This window comes from Arthrobacter sp. PAMC 25486, assembly GCF_000785535.1.
GTDB lineage: Bacteria > Actinomycetota > Actinomycetes > Actinomycetales > Micrococcaceae > Specibacter.
Genome location: NZ_CP007595.1, coordinates 4,572,450 through 4,593,579, shown reverse-complemented (window position 1 = coordinate 4,593,579; position 21,130 = coordinate 4,572,450). Strand labels below are relative to the sequence as shown.

12 protein-coding genes, 2 rRNA genes and 1 pseudogene are annotated in these 21,130 nt (G+C 61.0%); 4 read left to right on the top strand and 11 right to left on the bottom strand.

The features are described from left to right. From art_RS00005 to art_RS20605, 5 genes are all read right to left on the bottom strand, one after another. A 23S ribosomal RNA gene (locus tag art_RS00005) occupies positions 1-2,969 on the bottom strand. Positions 2,970-3,543: 574 nt separating this feature from the next. Continuing rightward, positions 3,544-5,079: ribosomal RNA gene (locus art_RS20620) — 16S ribosomal RNA — on the bottom strand. The 16S and 23S rRNA genes sit together here, the layout of an rRNA operon. 527 nt (positions 5,080-5,606) lie before the next feature. Continuing rightward, positions 5,607-6,917 (bottom strand): tyrosine--tRNA ligase, encoded by a 1,311-nt coding sequence (gene tyrS / locus art_RS20615; RefSeq protein WP_038467976.1) that lies wholly within the window; start codon positions 6,915-6,917, stop codon positions 5,607-5,609. A gap of 97 nt (positions 6,918-7,014) precedes the next feature. Further along, the gene (locus art_RS20610) at positions 7,015-9,255 is read right to left on the bottom strand and encodes a UvrD-helicase domain-containing protein (RefSeq protein WP_038467974.1); all 2,241 of its coding nucleotides are present in this window, start codon (positions 9,253-9,255) and stop codon (positions 7,015-7,017) included. A gap of 98 nt (positions 9,256-9,353) precedes the next feature. Continuing rightward, positions 9,354-9,938 (bottom strand): adenine phosphoribosyltransferase, encoded by a 585-nt coding sequence (locus art_RS20605; RefSeq protein ID WP_267957877.1) that lies wholly within the window; start codon positions 9,936-9,938, stop codon positions 9,354-9,356. On the opposite strand from art_RS20605, the gene art_RS20600 reads away from it, so the two are divergent. Then, the gene (locus art_RS20600; protein ID WP_082000483.1) at positions 9,908-10,684 is read left to right on the top strand and encodes a GNAT family N-acetyltransferase; all 777 of its coding nucleotides are present in this window, start codon (positions 9,908-9,910) and stop codon (positions 10,682-10,684) included. The genes art_RS20605 and art_RS20600 overlap by 31 nt on opposite strands. On the opposite strand, the gene art_RS21945 is transcribed toward art_RS20600, so the two are convergent. Then, positions 10,623-11,288 carry a DNA-3-methyladenine glycosylase gene (locus art_RS21945; protein ID WP_038467970.1) on the bottom strand — a complete coding sequence of 222 codons (666 nt, stop codon included), beginning with the start codon at positions 11,286-11,288 and terminating at the stop codon, positions 10,623-10,625. The two genes, art_RS20600 and art_RS21945, sit on opposite strands and share 62 nt — an antisense overlap. 79 nt (positions 11,289-11,367) lie before the next feature. Here art_RS21945 and art_RS20590 point away from each other — a divergent pair, with 79 nt between their 5' ends. The 3 genes from art_RS20590 (at position 11,368) to art_RS20580 (ending at position 13,911) form a co-directional block, all read left to right on the top strand. Further along, positions 11,368-12,381: an NADPH:quinone reductase gene (locus art_RS20590; RefSeq protein WP_216699567.1), complete on the top strand. Its 1,014-nt coding sequence runs from the start codon at positions 11,368-11,370 to the stop codon at positions 12,379-12,381. A gap of 63 nt (positions 12,382-12,444) precedes the next feature. Next, the gene (locus art_RS20585) at positions 12,445-13,320 is read left to right on the top strand and encodes a DNA-3-methyladenine glycosylase (RefSeq protein WP_052136845.1); all 876 of its coding nucleotides are present in this window, start codon (positions 12,445-12,447) and stop codon (positions 13,318-13,320) included. Between the two features lie 207 nt (positions 13,321-13,527). Then, positions 13,528-13,911, top strand: coding sequence for a hypothetical protein (locus art_RS20580; RefSeq protein ID WP_038467964.1), 384 nt, complete (start codon positions 13,528-13,530; stop codon positions 13,909-13,911). A 20-nt stretch (positions 13,912-13,931) separates the two neighbouring features. On the opposite strand, the pseudogene art_RS20575 reads toward art_RS20580, so the two are convergent. The 5 genes and pseudogenes from art_RS20575 to art_RS20555 all read right to left on the bottom strand — a co-directional run. Continuing rightward, positions 13,932-14,435: pseudogene (locus art_RS20575) on the bottom strand (ABC transporter ATP-binding protein); the annotation flags it as partial. Positions 14,436-14,768: 333 nt separating this feature from the next. Beyond that, positions 14,769-17,201, bottom strand: a complete 2,433-nt coding sequence (locus art_RS21375; protein ID WP_052136844.1) for an HNH endonuclease signature motif containing protein — start codon at positions 17,199-17,201, stop codon at positions 14,769-14,771. A gap of 204 nt (positions 17,202-17,405) precedes the next feature. Next, entirely contained in the window at positions 17,406-18,140 is a 735-nt protein-coding gene (locus art_RS20565) for a maleylpyruvate isomerase family mycothiol-dependent enzyme (RefSeq protein WP_038467961.1), read from the bottom strand. 263 nt (positions 18,141-18,403) lie between these two features. Beyond that, on the bottom strand, positions 18,404-19,819 hold the full coding sequence (argH, locus tag art_RS20560) for an argininosuccinate lyase (RefSeq protein WP_038467958.1): 1,416 nt from the start codon (positions 19,817-19,819) through the stop codon (positions 18,404-18,406). Between the two features lie 2 nt (positions 19,820-19,821). Then, positions 19,822-21,027, bottom strand: coding sequence for an argininosuccinate synthase (locus tag art_RS20555; RefSeq protein ID WP_038467955.1), 1,206 nt, complete (start codon positions 21,025-21,027; stop codon positions 19,822-19,824). Positions 21,028-21,130: the final 103 nt, after the last annotated feature.

Below are 21,130 nucleotides of genomic sequence, written 5' to 3'. Positions count from 1 at the left end.
TTGGCAGTACAACTGACACACCAGAGGTTCGTCCGTCCCGGTCCTCTCGTACTAAGGACAGCCCTTCTCAAATTTCCTGCGCGCGCAGCGGATAGGGACCGAACTGTCTCACGACGTTCTAAACCCAGCTCGCGTACCGCTTTAATGGGCGAACAGCCCAACCCTTGGGACCTACTCCAGCCCCAGGATGCGACGAGCCGACATCGAGGTGCCAAACCATGCCGTCGATATGGACTCTTGGGCAAGATCAGCCTGTTATCCCCGAGGTACCTTTTATCCGTTGAGCGACGGCCATTCCACAATGTGCCGCCGGATCACTAGTCCCGACTTTCGTCCCTGCTCGAGGTGTCCCTCTCACAGTCAAGCTCCCTTGTGCACTTACACTCGAAACCTGATTGCCAACCAGGCTGAGGGAACCTTTGGGCGCCTCCGTTACTTTTTAGGAGGCAACCGCCCCAGTTAAACTACCCATCAGGCACTGTCCCTGACCCGGATTACGGGCCGAAGTTAGATGTCCAAAGTGACCAGAGTGGTATTTCAACGATGACTCCACCACAACTAGCGTTGCGGTTTCACAGTCTCCCACCTATCCTACACAAGCCACTCCGAACACCAATACCAAACTATAGTAAAGGTCTCGGGGTCTTTCCGTCCTGCTGCGCGTAACGAGCATCTTTACTCGTACTGCAATTTCGCCGAGTTTATGGTTGAGACAGCGGGGAAGTCGTTACTCCATTCGTGCAGGTCGGAACTTACCCGACAAGGAATTTCGCTACCTTAGGATGGTTATAGTTACCACCGCCGTTTACTGGGGCTTAAATTCTCAGCTTCGCACACAAGTGTGCTAACCGGTCCTCTTAACCTTCCAGCACCGGGCAGGAGTCAGTCCGTATACATCGTCTTGCGACTTCGCACGGACCTGTGTTTTTAGTAAACAGTCGCTTCCCCCTGGTCTCTGCGGCCCACACCCGCTCACGGAACGCTAGGTTCCTTCACGGGGCAGGCCCCCCTTCTCCCGAAGTTACGGGGGCATTTTGCCGAGTTCCTTAACCATAATTCTCTCGATCGCCTTAGTATTCTCTACCTGATCACCTGTGTCGGTTTGGGGTACGGGCGGTTGGAACCTCACGTCGATGCTTTTCTAGGCAGCATAGGATCACCGAATTCCCCCGTACGGGGGTCCCATCAGATCTCAGAATCGTCATCAAAGACAACACAACGGATTTGCCTATCGTGTTTCCTACATCCTTAGACCGGGACTACCATCGCCCGGCTCGGCTACCTTCCTGCGTCACACCTGTTAATACGTTTACCTCCCCGGTTCAGGTCCCACGCTCCCCACACACCCTGGTCCCGAAGGACACGCAGTGGTGGTTTGGGTGGTTAGTATCACCGGTTCAATAGGGGCGGTTCTTCACCGGTACGGGAATATCAACCCGTTGTCCATCGACTACGCCTGTCGGCCTCGCCTTAGGTCCCGACTTACCCAGGGCAGATTAGCTTGACCCTGGAACCCTTGATCATTCGGCGGACGGGTTTCTCACCCGTCTTTCGCTACTCATGCCTGCATTCTCACTCGTGTGGGCTCCACTGCTAGTTCACACTGCAGCTTCAATGCCCACACGACGCTCCCCTACCACTCCAAACCCCTGAACCAAAGCAAGCTTTGGCTAGGGCAATGTTTGAAATCCACAACTTCGGCGGTGTACTTGAGCCCCGCTACATTGTCGGCGCGGAATCACTTGACCAGTGAGCTATTACGCACTCTTTTAAGGATGGCTGCTTCTAAGCCAACCTCCTGGTTGTCTAAGCAATCCCACATCCTTTCCCACTTAGCACACGCTTAGGGGCCTTAGTTGGTGGTCTGGGCTGTTTCCCTCTCGACTATGAAGCTTATCCCCCACAGTCTCACTGCTACGCTCTGACTTACCGGCATTCGGAGTTTGGCTGACGTCAGTAACCTTGTAGGGCCCATTAGCCATCCAGTAGCTCTACCTCCAGTAAGAAACACGCAACGCTGCACCTAAATGCATTTCGGGGAGAACCAGCTATCACGAAGTTTGATTGGCCTTTCACCCCTACCCACAGCTCATCCCCTCCATTTTCAACTGAAGTGGGTTCGGTCCTCCACGCGCTCTTACACGCGCTTCAACCTGGCCATGGGTAGATCACTTCGCTTCGGGTCTAGATCACGCCACTACACTCGCCCTATTCAGACTCGCTTTCGCTACGGCTTCCCCACACGGGTTAACCTCGCGACGTAACACTAACTCGCAGGCTCATTCTTCAAAAGGCACGCCATCACAAGAACAACTACACCCCAAAGGATGCACGCTTGCTCTGACGGATTGTAAGCACACGGTTTCAGGTACTATTTCACTCCCCTCCCGGGGTACTTTTCACCTTTCCCTCACGGTACTTGTCCGCTATCGGTCATTAGGTAGTATTTAGGCTTATCAGGTGGTCCTGACAGATTCACACGGGATTTCTCGGGCCCCGTGCTACTTGGGATACTCACCAGGGAGTGCACTGCATTTCAGTTACGGGACTCTCACCCTCTACGGTCGGCCATTCAAAACCGTTCACCTATACATGCACCATTCCCCTTCCTAGTCCGGCAGAACTAGATCGGTAAGTCCCACAACCCCGCACCATGCAACGCCCGCCGGCTATCACACATGACACGGTTTAGCCTGATCCGCGTTCGCTCGCCACTACTAACGGAATCACTATTGTTTTCTCTTCCTGTGGGTACTGAGATGTTTCACTTCCCCACGTTCCCTCCACACATCCTATATATTCAGATGCGGGTCACCACCTGGTCTTGCAACCGGTGGCGGGGTTCCCCCATTCGGACACCCTCGGATCAAAGTTTGGTTATCAACTCCCCGAGGCTTATCGCAGATTCCTACGTCCTTCTTCGGCTCCTAATGCCAAGGCATCCACCGTGCGCCCTTAAAAACTTGACCACACACATGCAGTCAAACACAACACACCACACCAAAGCGGGTGCATCATGATTTTTGATTATCGAGAAAACCATGGAAACCAGCACCACCCCAAAAGGTGGTGTCAGATCCAGGTTTTATTTCATATTCTCAAAGAAATTGCTTTCTTATAAAAGATGCTCGCGTTCACTATGTAGTTCTCAAACAACAACCCCTTCACACACGTTCCCCAACCACCAGACACACAAAAATGTGTGTCACCCAGTGACCGGTTCAGTTATGTGAGGGAAACCAGAAATCAACAACGATCGACGATCCCCACGAAGGAAATCGATGACCCGTTGTTGTTTCAGGACCCAACAGTGTGCCAAACACCACCCACCAGAACACACCAATCCTTGATGAACTTTTCCCCACAACCCCAAAAGGTTGTTGTACTCGATTCAGATTGGCCCGTGCCGGCAGGCACCTATTTTATTGATATTCCACCCTTGAGCAGCACGCCGGGAAACTTTCGTTCCCGCTACGTACTATTCTCCTACCACGCAACGCTCAACACCCATGCGGGGTTGTGTTGGTGATTGGTGCTCCTTAGAAAGGAGGTGATCCAGCCGCACCTTCCGGTACGGCTACCTTGTTACGACTTAGTCCCAATCGCCAGTCCCACCTTCGACAGCTCCCTCCCCACAAGGGGGTTAGGCCACCGGCTTCGGGTGTTACCAACTTTCGTGACTTGACGGGCGGTGTGTACAAGGCCCGGGAACGTATTCACCGCAGCGTTGCTGATCTGCGATTACTAGCGACTCCGACTTCATGGGGTCGAGTTGCAGACCCCAATCCGAACTGAGACCGGCTTTTTGGGATTAGCTCCACCTCACAGTATCGCAACCCATTGTACCGGCCATTGTAGCATGCGTGAAGCCCAAGACATAAGGGGCATGATGATTTGACGTCGTCCTCACCTTCCTCCGAGTTGACCCCGGCAGTCTCCTATGAGTCCCCACCATCACGTGCTGGCAACATAGAACGAGGGTTGCGCTCGTTGCGGGACTTAACCCAACATCTCACGACACGAGCTGACGACAACCATGCACCACCTGTAAACCGACCGCAAGCGGGGCACCTGTTTCCAGGTATTTCCGGTTCATGTCAAGCCTTGGTAAGGTTCTTCGCGTTGCATCGAATTAATCCGCATGCTCCGCCGCTTGTGCGGGCCCCCGTCAATTCCTTTGAGTTTTAGCCTTGCGGCCGTACTCCCCAGGCGGGGCACTTAATGCGTTAGCTACGGCGCGGAAAACGTGGAATGTCCCCCACACCTAGTGCCCAACGTTTACGGCATGGACTACCAGGGTATCTAATCCTGTTCGCTCCCCATGCTTTCGCTCCTCAGCGTCAGTTAATGCCCAGAGACCTGCCTTCGCCATCGGTGTTCCTCCTGATATCTGCGCATTTCACCGCTACACCAGGAATTCCAGTCTCCCCTACATCACTCTAGTCTGCCCGTACCCACCGCAGATCCGGGGTTGAGCCCCGGACTTTCACGGCAGACGCGACAAACCGCCTACGAGCTCTTTACGCCCAATAATTCCGGATAACGCTTGCGCCCTACGTATTACCGCGGCTGCTGGCACGTAGTTAGCCGGCGCTTCTTCTGCAAGTACCCTCAACCAGACAACGTCTGGCCTTGTTCCCTACTGAAAGAGGTTTACAACCCGAAGGCCGTCATCCCTCACGCGGCGTCGCTGCATCAGGCTTTCGCCCATTGTGCAATATTCCCCACTGCTGCCTCCCGTAGGAGTCTGGGCCGTGTCTCAGTCCCAGTGTGGCCGGTCACCCTCTCAGGCCGGCTACCCGTCGTCGCCTTGGTGAGCCATTACCTCACCAACAAGCTGATAGGCCGCGAGTCCATCCAAAACCAATAAATCTTTCAACCAATCCCCATGCGAGGAAAAGTCAATATCCAGTATTAGACCCCGTTTCCAAGGCTTATCCCAGAGTTAAGGGCAGGTTACTCACGTGTTACTCACCCGTTCGCCACTAATCCCCCCGCAAGCGGGGTTCATCGTTCGACTTGCATGTGTTAAGCACGCCGCCAGCGTTCATCCTGAGCCAGGATCAAACTCTCCGTTAATAACTAAACAGACACACACGAAACCACCGGAAAATGGTGAGCAACGCATGCACTAAATTCGAAACCAGCTAAACGATCATGCATCACCACAGGGGCGGCAACACACAACCAAATAACCAATTCAATATAAATAAATTGGTATCAATAAAACTTGGCACACTATTGAGTTCTCAAACAACAACTGCATTCGAGTAATTGCTAATCAGTAATTCATAATTAGTTTTCGTCGTTGCGATGATCTAACTGTATTTCATTGGAATTCATTTTGTCCAATCCGCAGCATGTGCGGCTCGTCACTCCATGTTTTCCATAAACCCTTATTTCATTTCAATATATTCGAATCGAAGAGACGATTATATTCGGTGAAATATTTGTAAGGTTTAGTTTGGTTTCTTGCGAGGTGGTGAGCGCTGCTTCCGATTTCTCGGTAGTGGCCCAGCGTTGCGCAAGCAACAGATAGAACAATACACAGCTGCCCGCCCCCAATGCAAATCGGGGGCGGGCAGCTGTGAAACTTCAGGTAAACGCTAGGCGGACAGTTCCACCATGGCCAAGGTGCGCTTGCCTCGACGTACCAGCAAGTACTTGCCGTGCAGCGCCTCGGAAGCACCCAGAACAGCATCAAGATCGGTGATCTTTGCGTTGTTCACGTAGGCACCGCCCTCCCCCACTGTGCGGCGTGCATCGGAATTGCTCTTGGACAGTCCGGCAGCAACAAGAAGTTCCACAATGCCCAGGCCGGCAGCCGGGGCGGTTGCACGCGGCAGTTCGCGGGTGGCCGACTCCAGGGTCGCCACATCCAGTGCCGCCAAATCACCCTGGCCGAACAATGCGCCAGATGCGGCGATGACCTTCAGTGCCGCATCCACACCATGCACTAGGGATGTCACCTGGAAGGCGAGGGTGCGTTGGCCTTCGCGCGCCTGCGGGTTTTGCGCAACGGCGGCCTCAACGGCAGCGATCTCTTCCCGGGACAGGAAGGTGAACACCTTGAGGCGGTCAACCACATCGGCGTCCGAGGTGTTGAGCCAGAACTGGTACATGTCAAAGGGGCTGCACATGGTGGGATCGAGCCAGATGGCGTTGCCCTCGCTCTTGCCGAACTTGGTACCGTCGGAGTTGGTGATCAGCGGCGTGCCCAGTGCATGGACGGAGGCGCCCTCCACCTTGCGGATCAAATCGGTGCCGCTGGTCAGGTTGCCCCACTGGTCGGATCCGCCCTGCTGCAACACGCAGCCGTACTGGCGGAACAGCTCCAGGTAGTCCATGCCCTGCAGGATCTGGTAGCTGAATTCGGCGTAGCTGATGCCCTCGTCGGAGTTCAGGCGGGAGGCAACAATGTCCTTCTTGACCATGGTGCCAACCCGGAAGTGCTTGCCAATGTCGCGCAGGAAATCCAGGACGGACATGGGCTCGGTCCAGTCAAGGTTGTTGACCATGCGCGCGGCGTTCTCGCCCTCGAAGGACAGGAAACGCTGCACCTGGCCCTGCAGGTAGCCAACCCACTCGGTGACCGTTTCCTTCGAGTTCATGGTGCGCTCGGCGGTGGGGCGCGGGTCCCCCACCAGGCCGGTCGACCCGCCCACCAGGCCCAGCGGCTTGTGGCCGGCAAGCTGCATGCGGCGCATGGTCAGCAACTGGACCAGGTTGCCAAGGTGCAGGCTGGGCGCTGTGGGGTCAAAGCCGCAATAGTACGTGATCGGCTCGCCGGCGAGCAGCTCTTCAAGGGCCGCCTCGTCGGTGGAGACCTTGACCAGGCCTCGCCACTTGAGCTCCTGCCAAACATTGGCGAAGCTGGGATCGTTCTCGGGGACGCGGAGTTTAGTTTGCAAAGACACACCCCAAAAATACCAGAACGACGGCGTTTCTTCGGCATTCCTGCCCCGCACCGCCACCCGCCGCGGCCGACAATGTGAGGGCTGCGGCGACGGGACTTTACTTGGCTATGCCGGCAGGCAGCGGTTCCGAGGTGATCAGGCGCAACCTCTGGGTGGGACGGGTCATCGACACATACAGGTCGCCAACCCGGCCATGGGCGCCGGCCAGCAGGGCAGCCGGCTCGACGATGATGACCCCGTCAAATTCCAGGCCCTTTGCCTCGTGCGGGTCAATGACCACAATGTCCTGCTCCAGCGAGCCGGCGCCATGCCCAATCCGTGCGCCATAGACGGAACGCAAGGCGGCTGCGGTTTCCGCAACCATGGCTGGGGGTGCAATAACAGCCACCAGCCCACCACCCACGGCGGCAGTCTCCTCGGCCATGACGGCGACAACCTGCCTGATGACCTGCTCAACGGCAACGTGGTCAACCAACGGTTCCCATTCGCCGTCGCGCACGGCCTTGGGGGCCGAAACAACCTGCCCGGCCGCATTGGCCATGCGCACCGCGGCCTCCGCAATCTGCGAGGGCGTACGGTAATTGACGGTTAATTCTTCAATGGTCCAGCGCTCCCCCATGACCGGCATGAGCGCCTTCTGCCACGACATGGCACCGGCGGCAGAGCTTGTCTGGGCGATGTCGCCGACAATCGTGAACGACTTCACTGGGCAGCGGCGCACCAGCAGGCGCCACTGCATGGGCGAAAGTTCCTGGGCTTCGTCAACCACCACGTGGCCGTAAGCCCAGGTCCGGTCGGTGAGGGCCCGCTCGGCACTTGTCTGAGATTCGGCTTCGACAATGTTGTAATCAGCCAGCTGCTCAGCCGTCAACATGCCGTCGACGCCGGAATCTTCCAGTTGCTGGTTCACATTGGAGATGGCCTTCTCGGCGTTGACTAAATCACGCTTGCGCTGGGATTCCACAGTGGCCTGGGCACGGCCGCCTGTCGCATCCATGTCGCCCAACAGTTCAGCTGCTTCATCCAGCAGCGGCACATCGGACTCGCTCCAGGGGGTTCCGGGGCTGCGCAGGAGAAGCTCGCGTTCCACCTGGCTGAAGCCTGGAGTCACCGCGGCCAGGATTTCCGGCTTGCTGAACATGTCATCCACGAGCTTCTGCGCCGTCATGGGCATCCAGCAAAGGTTGAGCATGACACGCACATCCCTGGCCGAGCGAACATCCTCCGCCAGATATGACCTGTCGGCGTTGTTGCCGGCACCCGCGGATTCGATGTGTTCGCGCAGCTGCTCGGTGAGTTCACGCAGCAACGTCTTAACAAAGGTGATGCGTGCTTCATTGTGCGGCAGACCCGTGGCGCGCGCCTTGTCCCTGGCACGGCGCACCTGACGGACGGTAAGAATCAGACGGGTGCCCTCGACATCGAGCCTGACGTCTTCCCGCGGCAACCGCTGCCGGTTCGCGACCGCGTTGGCCACCACCTGCGCCATGCTTATGCGCCCCTTGAGTTCCGCAGTTTCGGCAGATTCAGGGGCTGTGGCCCACACGCCAGGGAACAAGTTTCCCACGCTTGCCATGACCACGCCGGTCTCTCCCAGCGAGGGCAGCACCCGCTCAATGTATTTCATGAACGCGTTGGATGGGCCCACAAGGAGCACTCCGGCGGACTGCAGCCGCTCCCGGTGCGTGTACAACAGGTAGGCGGCGCGGTGCAGGGCCACGGCGGTTTTTCCGGTGCCCGGACCGCCCTGGACCACGAGCGCACCACTCAGGGGTGAGCGGATAATGCGGTCCTGCTCCGCCTGGATGGTGCCGACAATGTCATTCATGCGGCCCGTGCGCTTGGAGTTCAAGGCAGCCAGCAGCGCGCCTTCGCCCTGCAGGTGTTCGCCCTCTACCAGCATGGTGTGGTCAAGGACGTCGTCCTCAATGGCCTTGACGGTGCGTCCCTGCAGCAGCAAATGACGACGACGGCGCACGCCCATGCGTTCAAAGGCTGTGGCCTGGTAGAAGGTCCCGGCCTCGGGCGCGCGCCAGTCGACCATGAGTTGGCGCTGGTCCTCCGAGGACAGTCCGATGCGGCCAATGTAGCGGTCCTGGCCGTTGTCAAGATCCAGCCTGCCAAAAACGAGCTTGTCGTCAACGGCGTTGAGCTGAGCCAAACGGTTCTCGTAGAGTGTGGCAAAGGCGTCACGCTCCGAGCGATTCTGGTGCGTCCCCATGGACTTTTCGCGGCGCACCCCGCCGAGCTGCTCCACCTTTTCAGCGCGCAGCTCATCTAGGCGTGAATAAAGACCGTCAACATAAGTGCGTTCTTTGGCCAACTCGTCGTCATACATGCAAGGCTCCTGATACGTAAGGCTTCCACCAAAAGGCGGACCGTCTATTCTATCCCTCTTGCGGGTCGGGCAATTGCCGCCTTAAACGTGCAGCAGTTTTAAACGTGCAGCAGCGAGACCACGTCGCGGCCAGCCAGGTTGTCCCGGCCCGGCAGCGCATCAATTTCAAGTACGACGCCGATGCCTGCCACCACTGCCCCGGTGCGTTCCAGCAGGGTTGCGGCAGCGCCGAGCGTGCCGCCGGTGGCGAGCACATCGTCGAGAATTAGCACACGCGTACCAACTGGGACGTCATCCTGGTGCAGTTCCAGGGTTGCCTCGCCGTATTCCAGCGCATAGCTTTCCGCATACACGTCACGGGGCAGTTTTCCTGCCTTACGGATGGTGATTACGCCGGTTCCGGTGGCGTATGCAGCGGCCGCAGCCAAGAGGAAGCCGCGGGCTTCAACTCCGGCAACGGCGTCGAACTTTCCGGCAAAATTGCTGACGATGGAATCCACCACCAGTTTCAGGGCGGCGCCATCGGCAAAAACGGGGGTTAAATCTTTGAAAACAATGCCCGGGGACGGGTAGTCCGGGACGGTGGCGCACAACTGCTCAATAACCGCGGAAACATGCCGAACATTGGCAGTTTCGGGATTGCGGGCGAAGGGTGTTTCGGGGGCAATTAAGGTCTCATTCACCCCTCCACGGTACAGGGTCTCAAAATGGGGCTTTTCCGTTGCCCAAAAAGGTGCTCATATATTCTCCGTGCAACACACCATTTCACTCCCCGGACAGAGTGTTTGCGCTTCGCGCAACCTCCCGGCCTGTGCCACTACGGCGTCGTCACGCGGCAGATTTGTGCCCCTACATCGATGTGGACAGGTGGTCCGGGATGGCCACGGAACGGACCACGTCCAAACGTGCCCTGGAACGGATTTTTGCCGCCCGGATTGGCGATCCCCCCGTCATGGTCTTCGCCGTGATGGATGAGGAGACCGGAACCGTGGCCGGCACCACCAGCCTCTACGACCTGGTCCCGGAGCGGTCACGGGTTGAAGTGGGCATGACGTTTTTTGGCCGGAATTACTGGGGGCGCAACGTCAATGCCACCTCAAAACTGGCCTTGCTGACCTTTGCCTTCGAGGAACATGCCGTGCAGCGCGTCACGCTGCGCTGCGATGTGCGCAACACCCGCAGCGCCGCCGCCATCGTAAAACTGGGCGCCACCCTGGAAGGCGTGCTGCGCAGCTACCGGCGCGGCCACGATGGAACCCGCGTGGACAGCTGCGTCTACTCGCTGCTGGAGTACGGGTGGCCGGCATCCCGTGCGTGCCTGGTGCAGCGACTCACACCAGTGGACCTGCTGCCCGAGGTCACCGAGCTTATTGGGTTTTCCGAGCAGTTGGTCCGGGCCGACGCGGAGCACGCACCGCTCCCGGCTTAAATTTGGAGACCGTCGGTTCGCCGGGGAGCCAGAACCGCCATGGGTATTCCGCTGTGCCTCCGGGCCCGCTGATGCCCACGCGCGGGCCCATCATGACGTTCGAGGCGGGCGTGTCCGGCAGCGTCACCGTGACTTCCCCGACCAACGCAGCGATCCCGTTGTGCGCCAGAGTCAATCCCATGGCCTTGGTCAGTCTGGCCGGCCCCCGGGCCAGCTCATAATCATGCTTGGCGGTGGGCCGTCGCAGTCGCGCCAAGTCCACGCCCTCCACGATCTCTCCTGCCCGCATCAGGCAGCCCGACGACAACCCCTCCGGCCGGCAGACCAGGTTCGCGCAGTAGTGCATGCCATAAGTGAAATAGACATAGAGGTGCCCGGGGTCCCCAAACATGACCGAATTGCGGTTCGTCTTTCCCCGGTAGCTGTGCGCTCCGGGGTCCGGATGTTCAGAATCCCTAGGGCCCAGGTAGGCTTCCACCTCCGTCAAACGTACGACGACGGGTCCTTCAGGACTCTCATGCCTCACCAATGCGCCCAGTAAGTACGGTGCCACCTCCGTGGCGGGCTTTTGCAGCAGCTCAAGGATGTCGATCGAGGCGGTCATATTCTCAACTTAGCAGGGCACACGTTCCGTCCTCCTTCGCATCTGTCCTGCGTGCTTCCTTGGGGAATAGACTCCACCCATGGAGCCAGCAGTCATGAAGGCCGCGTATTTCACCGGAAGGGGCGGCCTCGACGTCATCGAATACGGCAACGTGCCGCTGCCCCGGCCAGCGCCCGGCACCATTCTGGTGCGGGTGGCCGCCTCCGCTGTGGACAACGTGGACACCTTTGTCCGCAGCGGCGCCTATGCCACGGAACTTGTTTTTCCACAGGTGCTGGGCCGGGACCTGGTGGGCACGGTCGAACGGCTCGGATCTGGCACGCCGGAGGAGTACGCCGGCTTCGCACCAGGGGATCCGGTATGGTCCAATTCGATGGGATTTGCAGGCCGGCCAGGGGCGGCCGCCGAGTTCGCGGCCGTTCCCGTCGAGCGGCTGTACCGGCTGCATGCCGGGACGAACCCGGTGGCGGCGGCAGCTGTGCTCCACTCCGGCGCCACCGCCTATTTGGCGCTGCACCGGCATGGCCAAGTGCAGCCGGGGGAAACCGTGTTCATCGGCGGTGCGGGCGGGGGCGTCGGTTCTGCCGCCCTCAGCCAGGCAGTCAGTGCCGGTGCCATGGTCGTCGCCTCCTCCAGCGCAGCCGACCTCGAGTACTGCCGCGGGCTGGGCGCCGGCGCCGTGCTTGACTACCGGTCCCCGGACTTCGCCGATGAACTGCGCGACACCGTGGACCGGGTCTCCGGCGGTCGTGGGGTGGATGTGCATCTGGAGACGTCCGGACGGCACCAGCTTGATCTTGCCCTGGACGTGTTGGGGCTGCGTGGACGCATCGTGCTCATGTCGGGCATGTCAGCGAAGGCCACCATCCCGCTGGGCAGGCTGTACCCGCACGACATAAGCATCCGTGGATTTGCGATTAGCAACGCAACGGAAACCGACCTTGCGGAGGCTTCGACAACAGTGAACAAGCTCCTGGCTGGCGGGGCACTTGCGGCACGCAGCATCACCACACTGCCGCTGCAGGATGCGGCCCGCGCGCACTCCGCGATGGAGGCGGGCACCGTCCACGGCAAAATCGTGTTGCTGCCCTGACTCGGGTGCTGCCAGTTTCCGGCTGCGGCCCTCACCCGTGGCTCCGCGTGGCAGAATGCAGGCATGGCAGTTTACCTTGATTTCCATCCCCCTTTTGAGCCCGGCATCTTTGATTTTCTGGCGGCTCGCGCGGTGCCCGGCGTTGAGGAGGCGACGGCCACTAGCTATGCCCGAACGCTGCAACTCTCCGGCGGGCATGCGTGGTTCCACCTCGGGTGGGATGGTATTACCCTCCGGCTGGAACATGACGTCGAGGACCCTGCAGACACTGGCGAACTCATCACCACGGTGCGCCATCTATTCAATCTAGACCACGATCCCAGCCAGGCTGATGCCGCACTGGGCGCCCTGCCGATGCTGTCAGCGCGTGTTGCAAGGCTGCCGGGCATCCGTCTGCCGGGCTGTGTTGATCCTGCGGAAATTCTCATACGCGCCATGGTTGGCCAGCAAATCACCGTGGCTGCTGCCCGCACGGCGCTGACCCAACTGCTGGCGCTGGCCACCCCCACCCGGCTGCCGTACGGTTCCATGACGCATTTCTTCCCGCAGCCGGCTGAGATCGCGGTCGGCGGCCGGGACATCCTTCGCGGACCCCAACGACGCATCGATTCCATAGTTTCTGTCGCCGCCATGCTGGCCGGCGGATCCCTGCAAATAGGGCCCGCCGACAGCCACGACACCCTTGCCTCCAAGCTGTTGCCCATCCCCGGCATCGGTCCCTGGACAGTGGGCTACGTAGCCATGCGCGTGCTGGGCGACAATGACATTTTTCTGCCCGGCGATGCTGCCGTCCGCAATGGCTACGGCCTCCTGCGCGGCGACTCGTTGGCCCAGGCCCGCACCATCAAGGCGCCCGAACTGAGCCACATGGCAGAGACCCTGCGGCCTTGGCGCTCGTATGCCACGCTGCATCTGTGGCGGGTTACAGGGGAGAAATAGCTGTTGGCCCTTGTTGGCCACCATGTCGCGAGGCGCGGATTGCCAGCTACTGCCAGTTGCCACCCCTTCGAGGGACAAAACAGGACCTGTGGCCAGAATCTTGGCAACAGGCACCGGATGGCGCTTATTGTTCAACTGTCCGGGTGTCAAGTGTCCGGGTCCAACACGTATTCCTGACAAAACGCATGACCGAGCATGGGGAGGGCCATGAATGACGCACCAGCACGCGACCCCGATGCCCTGGCCGCAGAACCGGATCTGTTCCGACTCGCCACCCGGTGCATCGAAGCTGCGGGCCCCGGATACGAGGCGGATCCAGTCAGCGTCGAAGCCGGTCTGCTCAACATGGCGGGCACCCAGGTGCGCAACTGGTTTCTGGAACTGCAGCGACCGGTGGAAGCCTCCGGCGTTGCCCGCATGATGCTTGGAAAGGATTTCACGGGCCCCATGCTGTGGACACTGCTCCCAGTCGACGCCGACGGGAGTGCCGTCCGCCACAGGCTCGCCCGGCTGCTCAACTCCGAGTTGGTCGAGCAAATTGTCGTTGGATCCATTCGTCAGGGCTTCCACACGCCTCCATCAGCCACCTGATCCATCGTAGCCTTGCCCTGCTCGTCCAGGAAGAGCAGAGGCGGTTGCGCAATAGGACTCGCGGCCAGGTCGAGCCGGCGGCGCATGCCCCCGGAGAAGTTCTTAAGCGGTCGTTTGGCCGCCTCGGTCAGGCCAAACTCTTCCAGTAGCTCGGCCATCTTCCGTTTGGGAGCCGATCCGCGCAGGCCCAGCAGCTTGGAGAACAAGACAAGATTTTCGGTGGCGCTGAGGTTTTCATCAACTGAGGCGTACTGGCCGGTGACGCCAATGAGCTGGCGGACGATCTGTGCCTCGGTACGGACGTCGAAGCCGAAGATCTTGGCTTCCCCCGCATCAGGGCGCAGCAGCGTGGCCAACATGGAGATGGTGGTGGTCTTGCCGGCGCCGTTGGGGCCCAGAACGCCGTAGACGGTGCCGGTTTGGACAGCGAGGTCCACGCCGTCGACGGCACGATTGCTGCCAAAGAGTTTGACCAAGCCGTGGGCCTCAATGGCCAGATCGGTGGGTCGGGATGCAGATACCATGATCGGTTCCTTTTGCTTTACAAGGTTTCCGTGCTTCGTGATATCAAGTTTTCACTCCGCCGCTTACCGCCGGCTTACCCGCGCTTCACAGGCATACCCACGGGTTCTCGTTTACGGGTAAGAAGCAGTGTTACGGGTGCCGCCGGAGGTATTGGATGATGCGCTCCCCAATGGGCGGCCGGGGCCTTACCTTATGGTTGATAGCTGCGGCATCCACTTCGTATTGGGAACCGAGCCGGAGCGCTTCTAGTGGGCGGGATCCTGCCGGAGTCGTTCGGTTCGGAGCGGCCCGGGTCGGCGTGCTTGTGGCCGTGGGCCCATGGTAAGGGACGGCTATGCTGCGAGTCCTAGCCAAGGGTGGCTGAGTGCGTGTTCGATGGCGAGCCTGGTCAGGATTTCGTTGTCCTCTGCGTCGTACGGTGATGCCTCGGGCGGCTCCGGCAGGTTGTTGAAGTCCCAGATCTCCTCGTCGACAGGATCCCGGGCCGTATCCTGGGCCAAGGCTTCCAGTGCCTCCGTATCGGTGGGAGACAGGCCGGTGGGGTTCGCATCGGTGGGAGCCGGGGTGGTGGGGTTCGCATCGGCGGGAGCCGGGGCGGTGGGGTTCGCATCGGCGGGAGCCGGGGTGGTGCAATCCTGGTCTGTGGGAGCCGAGTCGGCACGGCAGGCACTGCTGCCTTGTTCCGTGTGGGCCCGGCTGATGAGTTTCTTCAACCATTTCGGGTAGGCCGGTGCCTGTGGCTCCTCAAGGTCGGGCGGGCAGTACCTGCCTGACGGTGATGTCCAGGAGATCCGTCCGCCATCTTCGATGCGCGGCGTCCAGCCCCTGAGGTGCAGTCCTTGCCGTTCAGGCTCGTCGATGCACCTGAGTTTGCCGTGCCTGTCCTTGTCGTCCTTGAAGTGTTTGACGAGGTGGTGGTGTGCGCACAGGTGTTCAAGGTTGTTGTAAATGGACCGCCCGCCGCTTTCGAAGCTCTTGACATGGTCGACCTCGCAGTTGACGGCCTTGGTGTTGCAGCCGGGGAACTGGCAGTATTCGTCCCTGATGCGCAGCTGCGTTCGCATGGCCTCGCTGATCCGGTAACGGTCCGGGGCGATGTCAAGGGGTTGGTTGCTGATGGGATCTACCAGCAACCGAAGCATGCTGCCGGCCTGGGAAGCCAGGCGCTGGGCAACTTCCATGCTGATGGGACCTGCCCCTTCCAGCCACGCGGGTTCGTTCGTCACCCCGAGCATCGACAGCACGGGAATCAACACCACCGGCGTAACCTGCGGCAGTGGCGGCCACTGCTCGCTACCACCAGGACTGGGCACAGTTCTCCCCCGGGGACCGTCCGCGACTGCCCTCGTTGGGTCACCCCCGGTGCCGTTCACCATTTCGGGGCCGCCTGTTCCCGCAGGAGTCAACACGGGCAGTTGCGCCGTGGAGTGCCACTGCGGGGAGTTGCGGGGATCCGGTTCCCTAAAGGCCGGGTCGGTGTAGTCAGGATCGTCAAATCGCGGGACCTGCCACGGGTAGAAGACACCGCCGTACCGGTTCGGGTCAGGAAATGCGCCTTCACCGCAGGGGTCCGGTTCGGACTGCAGGCACCAGGGCCAAGACTCAGTGGTGCCCGACTCGGCGGCCCCGGTAAAGTACGTGCCCACTGGGCCTGAGGGAGAGTTTAGACCGCAGTGGCCGTCGGGCCCAAGGTCGGAGGTGAAGGTGCTGTTGTTCATATCAGTGCCGGGTCCGTTGTGCAGGGAGCTGCCCGCGCTGGTGCCGGAGGCATTGCCCTGGGCGCTGCCCTCGCTGGTGCCGTTGCGGCCCCACCCGGCAGCGTCATCCGATAGTCGAACGTCTTGGAGGGCTGGGCTGTGGATGCTGTTTTCGTCCATGCTCTGGCGTAATAACAGGGCGGCCGCGATGTCTGCCCGCAGTTGGGTCATGGTGCGGTCCTCGTGGGAGCCCTGGGCGGCTTGGGCTGTGTAGGTGCACTGGTCCCAGATGGCCTCGATGGTGGGCGACGGGGCATAGAGGCTTAGCCAGGACATGCCGTCAAAGCCGCGGCTGACCCGCAGGTTCCTGTCGGCATAGGCGCGGCGGGTGCGTGCTGTGATGGTTTCCGGGTACTGGCGTTCGCGCAGCCGCCGCGCGGTGGAGCGGAAGCTGGGTAGTGTCTTGTTGGCCGCGTGCCCCAACAGGCACTGCTCGAAGGCGTCGATGGTCTCTTGGGCAATGCCGGCCGCCCGCAGCAGGGAGGTCTCCTCGGCAATGACCACCGCATGGTCCCAGCCCAGCTCCCCCACTGTCAGCTGTTCCATGGACGCCGGCAGCGTGCGCACCAACGTGAGCGACTGTTCTATCAACCGCCCCGCCACACCTTCAGAGACGTGGAGAATGGTGGCCAGCTCCGCGCAGATCTGGTCAAGGGAGCAACCCTTCTGCCACCAGTCGAGCGAGAGCAGGCCACCTTCAAGCACGGCGGTGGATTCCAGGCGTTCCACCATGACGGCCACGAGCGCGGCACACCGGTTTTGCTGCCTTCTCAGCGCGGCAATGGCCTCCCCGCACCCGTCCATCAACGCCCTCACACCATCGAGCTGGGACAAGGAGGCAGGGCCGGATTCTCCGGGCACCGGCAGGGGCGGGCGTTCTGAGAGGGCACCCATGTCGGTGGCGAGTGGTTCAATGACAGGAAAGGCGAGAGCATCGATCAGCTCCGCCACACTTACTGTGGTGGATGCCTCTTCCCGATCCGTCGGGAATTCCAGTGAATCGCCCATACCACAATTATAGATCCCATTAACCCGTAAAGCAATGGATTCGTCGATCTTCCCAAACAAATATTCTAGACATCCGCGGCAGCGCCCCTGGGTACCCCGGCGGCAGCTGGGGAACAGGGAAAAGGCGAGTCCCGCCGTCGTACATCAACGAAGTACGACGGCGAAACCCGCCTTCCAGAGGCAGCGGCGGCTACCAGCGGTAGGCTACTTCGCGGCGAACGCCGACGGCCACGGCAGCAACGTGGGCAGCTCCACGGAATCGGCGGCGGCCTCGGCCCGCAGGGAGCCCATGGTGGGCGTGCGGCCGGACAGCCACGCGGTGATGTCGGTCAGCATGCCGGAGACCGAAACCGTGGTCTCCCCCGCACCCACCGTCATGGGCGGCAACGCCAGCGGCAACAGCTTCAACTGCAGGTCCCCGGGCACGCGCGCCGTGAGAAATTCGATCAGGTAGAGGCAGAATTCCTTGGACCAGGTCTCCGGTCCGCGTCCCAACTGCAGATCGGCCAGGTGAATGACGAGCTCACGCCAATACGCCAACGACACATCCCGCACATCACCGCTGCGATAGCTGACAGGCAACCCCCATTGTTCCTCAGACAGCCCGCCCAAAACAGCCAGGGCCCGGGTGAACGCCGCTGAAATATACTCTCGGTGCTCCTGCGCCGAATGACCGGCATTCATCTCGATTGCTTGCGTGCGCCCACCCGGCCCGCCGTCGTAAAACTCAATCAGCTCCCCGCGCAGGGCGTATTCGACCTGCCGCGCCACGGCGTTCGAAACGTGCGCAATATGCGCCAAAACGTGTCCCCGCGTCCAGCCGGGCAGATCGGTGAGGACCAGGACATCGGCGTCGCTGAGGCCCCCCAATTTTGCGCTCACATTGTCCGCAGCAGCCGTGAGCCGCTCCATCAGCTGCGCATTAGAAATATCAGTCATGCACCCCAGCCTAGCGGTCGAGGGACCCGGCGCGAGCGTGCGAGCAGTGGGAGACCGATAGGCGCTAGCGGTCGAGGGACCCGGCGCGAGCGTGCGAGCAGTGGGAGACCGATAGGCGCTAGCGGTCGAGGGGCCCGGCGCGAGCGTGCGAGCAGTGGGAGACCGATAGTTACTGGAGCAGGAAGTCGGCATAGCGCAGGAAATGCCCGCACCCATGTCGGATGCGGGCATTTGCCGTTGTTGCGAGAGAAGTACGACGCCGGTCAGGCCAGGAAGGCGCGAACCTCACCCAGCTGCCCCTCAAGGGCAGCCAGCTGCGCCAGCACTGCCGACGGAGCGGTGCCGCCCTGTGCGTTGCGGCTACTGAGCGAGCCTTCCGTGCTTAGAACCGTGCGAACCTCGGGCGTGAGGTGCGCCGAAATGCCGGCGTACTCCTCGTCCGTGAGGTCCCACAGCTCCACGCCGCGACCCTCGGCGACCTTGACGGCGGCACCTGAGAGCTCGTGCGCGTCGCGGAACGGCACGCCCTGGCGGACCAGCCATTCTGCAATGTCGGTGGCCAGTGCGAAGCCCTGCGGTGCCAGAGATTCCATGCGTTCGGTGTTGAACACCAACGTGGCCATCATGCCGGAGACGGCCGGGAGCAGCAGTTCAAGGGTGTCGGCCGCATCAAAGACGGGCTCCTTGTCCTCCTGCAGGTCCCTGTTGTACGCCAGCGGCAGGCCTTTCAGGGTGGCCAGCAGCCCGGTCAGGTCGCCGATGAGGCGCCCGGCCTTGCCGCGGGCCAGTTCCGCCACGTCGGGATTCTTCTTCTGCGGCATGATCGAGGATCCCGTGGAGTAGGAATCGTGCAGGGTGATGAAGGAGAATTCCTTCGTGGCCCACAGGATGACTTCCTCGGAGATCCTTGACAGGTCCACGCCGATCATGGCGCACACCCAGGCGAACTCGGCGAAAACATCACGGGAAGCGGTGCCATCGATCGAGTTCCAGGCGGCCGAATCGAAGCCAAGGTCCGCCGCGACGGCGTTGGGGTCCAGGCCCAGCGAGGATCCGGCAAGCGCACCGGAGCCGTAGGGCGACACCGCTGCGCGCTTGTCCCAGTCGACCAGGCGCTGCACATCGCGCAACAGTGCCCAGGCGTGGGCCAGCAGGTGGTGGCTGAGCAGGATCGGCTGGGCGTGCTGGAGGTGCGTGCGGCCGGGCATGGCCACACCGTGGTGCGCCTTGGCCTGCGCCACGAGCGCATCAACGACGGAGAGGACTCCTGCGGCGATGATCTTTGCGTGGTCGCGCAGGTACATGCGCCCGAGCGTGGCGATCTGGTCGTTGCGTGAGCGCCCGGCGCGGAGCTTGCCACCCAGGGCCGTACCGGCACGCTCGATGAGGCCGCGCTCCAGGGAGCCGTGCACGTCCTCATCGGACTCGGACGGGCCGTAGGCCCCGGACTTCACATCGGCTTCCAGCTCGTCAAGGGCCCTCAGCATCCCTGCAAGTTCGACGGCGTCGAGCAGGCCGGCCGTGTTCAGGACACGGGCGTGCGCCTTGGAGCCGGCGATGTCATACAGCGCCAGCCGCCAGTCAAAGTGCGTTGACTTGCTCAGTGCCGCCAGGGCATCTGCGGGGCCGCCCTGAAAGCGGCCACCCCACAGCGCACCCTCATTAGTACCGTGAGCCATGGTTACAGTCCCTGGACGCGCTGGTCGCGCTGCGAGGCAACCTTGGAGGACATGCCCCACAGCTCGATGAAGCCCTTGGCCTGCGACTGGTCGAACGTGTCGCCGGTGTCGTAGGTGGCCAGGTCGAAGTCGTAGAGCGAGGTCTCGGAGCGGCGGCCGTTCACGATGGCCTGGCCACCGTGCAGGGTCATGCGAATGTCGCCGTTGACGTGCTGCTGAGTGTCCTCAATGAACGCGTCCAGTGAGCGCTTCAGCGGGGAGAACCACTGGCCGTCGTAGACCAGCTCGGCCCAGCGCTGGCTGACTGTCGCCTTGAAGCGGGCCTGCTCGCGTTCGATCGTGATGTCTTCGAGGTGCTTGTGCGCGGTCATCAGGGCCATGGCGCCGGGTGCTTCGTAGATTTCGCGGCTCTTAATGCCAACGAGACGGTCTTCCACGACGTCGATGCGGCCAACACCCTGGGCGCCTGCGCGGCGGTTCAGTTCCTGGATGGCCTGCAGCGGGGAAACCTTAACCCCGTCAATCGCGACGGGTACGCCCTTGCTGAAGGAGATGACGACCTCGTCCGGTGCCGGCGGGAATTCCGGGGTGGCCGTGTAGTCGTAGATGTCCTTGGTGGGGGCGTTCCAGATGTCTTCGAGGTAGCCGGTTTCGACGGCGCGTCCCCAGACGTTCTGGTCGATCGAGTACGGGTTCTTCTTCGTGGTCTCGATCGGCAGGTTGTGGGACTCGGCGTAGACGATCGCCTTGTCGCGGGTCAGGGCCAGGTCACGGACCGGTGCAATGCACTTCAGGTCCGGGCCAAGGGTCTGGATGCCGACTTCAAAGCGGACCTGGTCATTGCCCTTGCCGGTGCAGCCGTGCGCAACGGTGGTGGCGCCGAATTCGCGGGCGGCCTTGACCAGGTGCTTGACGATCACGGGGCGGGAGATGGCGGACACCAGCGGGTAGTGGCCCTGGTACAGCGCGTTGGCCTTCAGGGTGGGCATGGCGTATTCGTTGGCGAATTCGTCGCGGGCGTCGGCAACGTAGGCCTCGACAGCGCCGCAGCCAAGGGCACGCTGGCGGATGTCCTCAAGGGACTCACCGCCCTGTCCTACGTCGACCGCTACGGCGATAACTTCCGCGCCGGTGGCTTCGCCGATCCAGCCGATGGCAACCGAGGTGTCAAGGCCGCCGGAGTAGGCCAATACAATGCGTTCAGTCACGTTCGTGTCTCCCTATGTTCAGATCTTGTTGGTGTGTGTATCCACGTTACTTCACAGCATAATGCATGATTATGCATTCACGCTAAAAGATATTCAGCCATCC